The organism is Allosphingosinicella sp. (genome assembly GCF_036387215.1).
GTDB lineage: Bacteria > Pseudomonadota > Alphaproteobacteria > Sphingomonadales > Sphingomonadaceae > Allosphingosinicella.
Map to the genome: position 1 here is coordinate 1 of NZ_DASVUE010000429.1, position 2977 is coordinate 2977.

3 protein-coding genes are annotated in these 2977 nt (G+C 67.6%); all 3 read right to left on the bottom strand.

Annotated elements, in window-relative coordinates:
* Positions 1 to 106: 106 nt before the first annotated feature.
* Positions 107 to 1360, bottom strand: coding sequence for an N-succinylarginine dihydrolase (locus VF662_RS16295; RefSeq protein WP_464143005.1), 1254 nt, complete (start codon positions 1358 to 1360; stop codon positions 107 to 109).
* Between the two features lies 1 nt (position 1361).
* Positions 1362 to 2381, bottom strand: coding sequence for an arginine N-succinyltransferase (locus VF662_RS16300; protein ID WP_464143006.1), 1020 nt, complete (start codon positions 2379 to 2381; stop codon positions 1362 to 1364).
* A partial coding sequence (locus VF662_RS16305; protein WP_464143007.1) for a M20/M25/M40 family metallo-hydrolase occupies positions 2378 to 2977 on the bottom strand: 600 nt, incomplete at its 5' end. The genes VF662_RS16305 and VF662_RS16300, both read right to left, overlap by 4 nt.

Genomic DNA, 2977 nt, shown 5'->3' on the forward strand with positions numbered 1-2977 from the left:
GCTCGAGCAGGCGATCAAGGAAGGGCCGCTTTCGTCCCTCGCAATCGGGCGGGTGATCGCGGGCTTCGACGCCTCGATCGACATCTTCTGGAGCGCCGAGGGCTGATCAGGCGAGGTCGCTAAGGTCCAGCGTCTCCAGCAGCGCCTCGCGCGCGTGCTCGATCCGGTCCCAAAGCTCGGGATTGAGGAGATCGTCGGGAGCTATCTGCTCGGGCCACCATTCGGCGATGCAGCCTGAAATCGCGTCGAGCTTGGCTTCGTCGGCCATGAAGCGGGGATCGACAGCCGCCGGATCGGCGACCACCCGGAGCCTCAGGCAGGCGGGGCCGCCGCCGTTCGCCATCGATTGCCGCACATCCACCACGAACAGCTCGCGGATCGGCCCGTTGCCTTCGACCATCTGCTCGAGCCAGCGCCACACCGACGGCGTCTCGCGCGCCTCCTCGGGGAGGATCAGGCCCATCCCGCCGTCGGGCAGCGAGACGAGTTGGGCGTTGAAGAGATAGCTCTTGATCGCATCGTCGAGGCCGACCGCCGCGGCGGGCACCTCGACGATCTCCACCTCCGGGACGAGGCGGCGGAGCGCCGTGTAGAGCTCGGCCCGGTTCTCGAACGCCTGCTCGTGGGCGAAGAGCACGTTCTCGTTGGCGACCGCGACCACGTCGTTGTGGAACGCGCCCGCGGCGATCGCCTCCTCTGACTGGGCGGCGAACAGGGTGCGTTCGGGATCGAGCCCGTGGAACCGCGCAACCGCACGGGAGGCCTCGACATGCTGCCGCGCCGGAAAGCGGCCGCCGCTTTTGCCGTAGACGAAGATCTCGACGCCGGGCGCCCCGTGTGAAGGCGCGATCCGCATATGGTTTGCGGCGCCCTCGTCGCCGAAGGCGGGCGGCACCGGCCGGTGGACTCGGAAGTGCTCGCCATTCCCGAAGGCGCATCGAAGCTGGCAATATGTGTCGGGCCATTCATGGCTCCGGTGCGCCATGGTGCGCAGATTGGCGACCGTGAGGTGGCAGCGGCCGTCCTCGGTGTCGGGAGCGGGGGAGACGGTCGCCGCATTGGCCGCCCACATCGCGGAAGCCGAGAAAGCGGCGGGCCGGAGCGTGTCGGGAGCGTCCTGGACGGTCGTGCCGAGATCGCTCAGCCAGTCGTGGTTCGGGCGGGGGAGCGGGACGAAAATGCCCTGCGCGAGGCCGAGCCCGAGATTGTGTCGCATCTTCTCGACGCCCTGCAGCGCCGCGTCGCGCGGGTGCGAGATGTTGAGCGCGTTCGTGGTCGAGGCGAGGTTGCCGAGGCTGAGGCCGGCATAATTGTGGCTCGGGCCGATGATGCCGTCGAAGTTGATCTCGCGGAGCGCCACCTCAGCGCCCCATCGCCAGGAAAGTGTCGCCGGGGCGGATGTTCAGAAGCTCCGCACTCTTCGAATCGAGCGTCGCCGTGCCGTCCGGATCCTGCCCCAGATGCCCGTAGCAGACCGCGAAGCTCGTCAGCCGGCCCGCAGCAAGCATCATCGGCTCGGTATCGATGTCGTCGCTGATGCCCGCCAGCACGAATTCGTGGGAATCGCGGATCGTGCGGATGCTGTCCGTCTGGGCGCACATGGTGGGGCCGCCGTCGAAGATGTCGACATAGCAATCGTAGCTGAAGCCTTCCCGCTCAAGCATCTTCATCGCCGCGCGCCCGGAGGGGTGGGGGACGCCCATCACGCTTCGGGCGCTCTCAGGCAGCATGGCCGTATAGATCGGCGTCTTCGGCATCAGGTCGGCGATGAACTGGGTGCCGTGCATGGCGTTGAACTCGTCCGCCTCGCGGAAATCCATTCCGAAGAAACGGCCGGCGATCGCGTCCCAGAAGGGCGACCCGCCGGATTCGTCGATGACGCCCCGGAGCTCGGCCAGGACGCGGTTGCCGAACCTCTTCCGGTGCTGGCGGATGAAAAGGTAGCGGCTTCGGGCGAGCAGCATGCCGAGGCCGCCGGCGCGCTCGCCCGGGTGGAGGAAGAGGCCGCCCACCTCGGACGAACCTTCGAAATCGGTGCACAGCGTCAGCATCTCCGCCCGGAAGGTCTTGCCGAGCGCTTTCGAGGTCTGGGTGAGGGTGGAGAGGCGGTAGCTGTAGAAAGGCCATTCGGTGCCCACCATCCCGAACAGCTGGCACGTGCCGCGGACCTGGCCCGTGTCGGTATTTTCGAGCACCATCAGATAGAGCTGGTCGCTCTGCTCCTCGACGTCCGACTGGAACGCCTTTTCCGAGCGGATCAGCTTGTCGACCAGCGACCCGCGGTCCGGCGGCAGGTTGGTGAAGCCGCCGCCCGTCAGCTTCGCCATCTCGTAGATCGACTGGAAATCCTCGTTGTTGGCCGGTCGGACTCGAAAACTCACGCAATGGCTCCAGAAGCAAGACGAAGGATGGTGAGCGCCGACAGCTGCGCGCGCTCCAGGAGGCTATCGACGATCAGATATTCGTCGGGCGAGTGGATGGCGCCGCCGCGCACCCCCATCGTATCGACGACCGGCACCCCGCAGGCGGCGATATTGTTGCCGTCGCAGACGCCCCCGCTCGGGCGCCAGCCAATCTCCTGGCCGAGATCGGCGCCGCAGCTCTTCACGAGCTCGAACAGCCGCTCGGCGGCCGCATCGAGCGGCTTCGGCGGCCGTGCGAAGCCGCCATGGACGTGGATCTCCACCTCGTGCTCGGCAGCCACCATCGCCGCCGCCGCGTCGAGGTGCGACTGGCCGCGCTGCTGGTCCTCCGCCGTCGCCGGACGCATGTTCACGCGCAGGACAGCATGGTCCGGCACGACATTGTTCGGGCTTCCGCCGTCGATCCGCGCCGGATTGACGGAAAGGCGCGGGCCCTTCGCCTTCGCCAGCCGAAGCGCCAGATCGGCCGCCGCCACGATGGCGTTGCGTCCGTCCTCCGGGTTCCGCCCCGCATGCGCGCTTCGCCCGTGCACGAAGATCGAGAAATTGCCGCT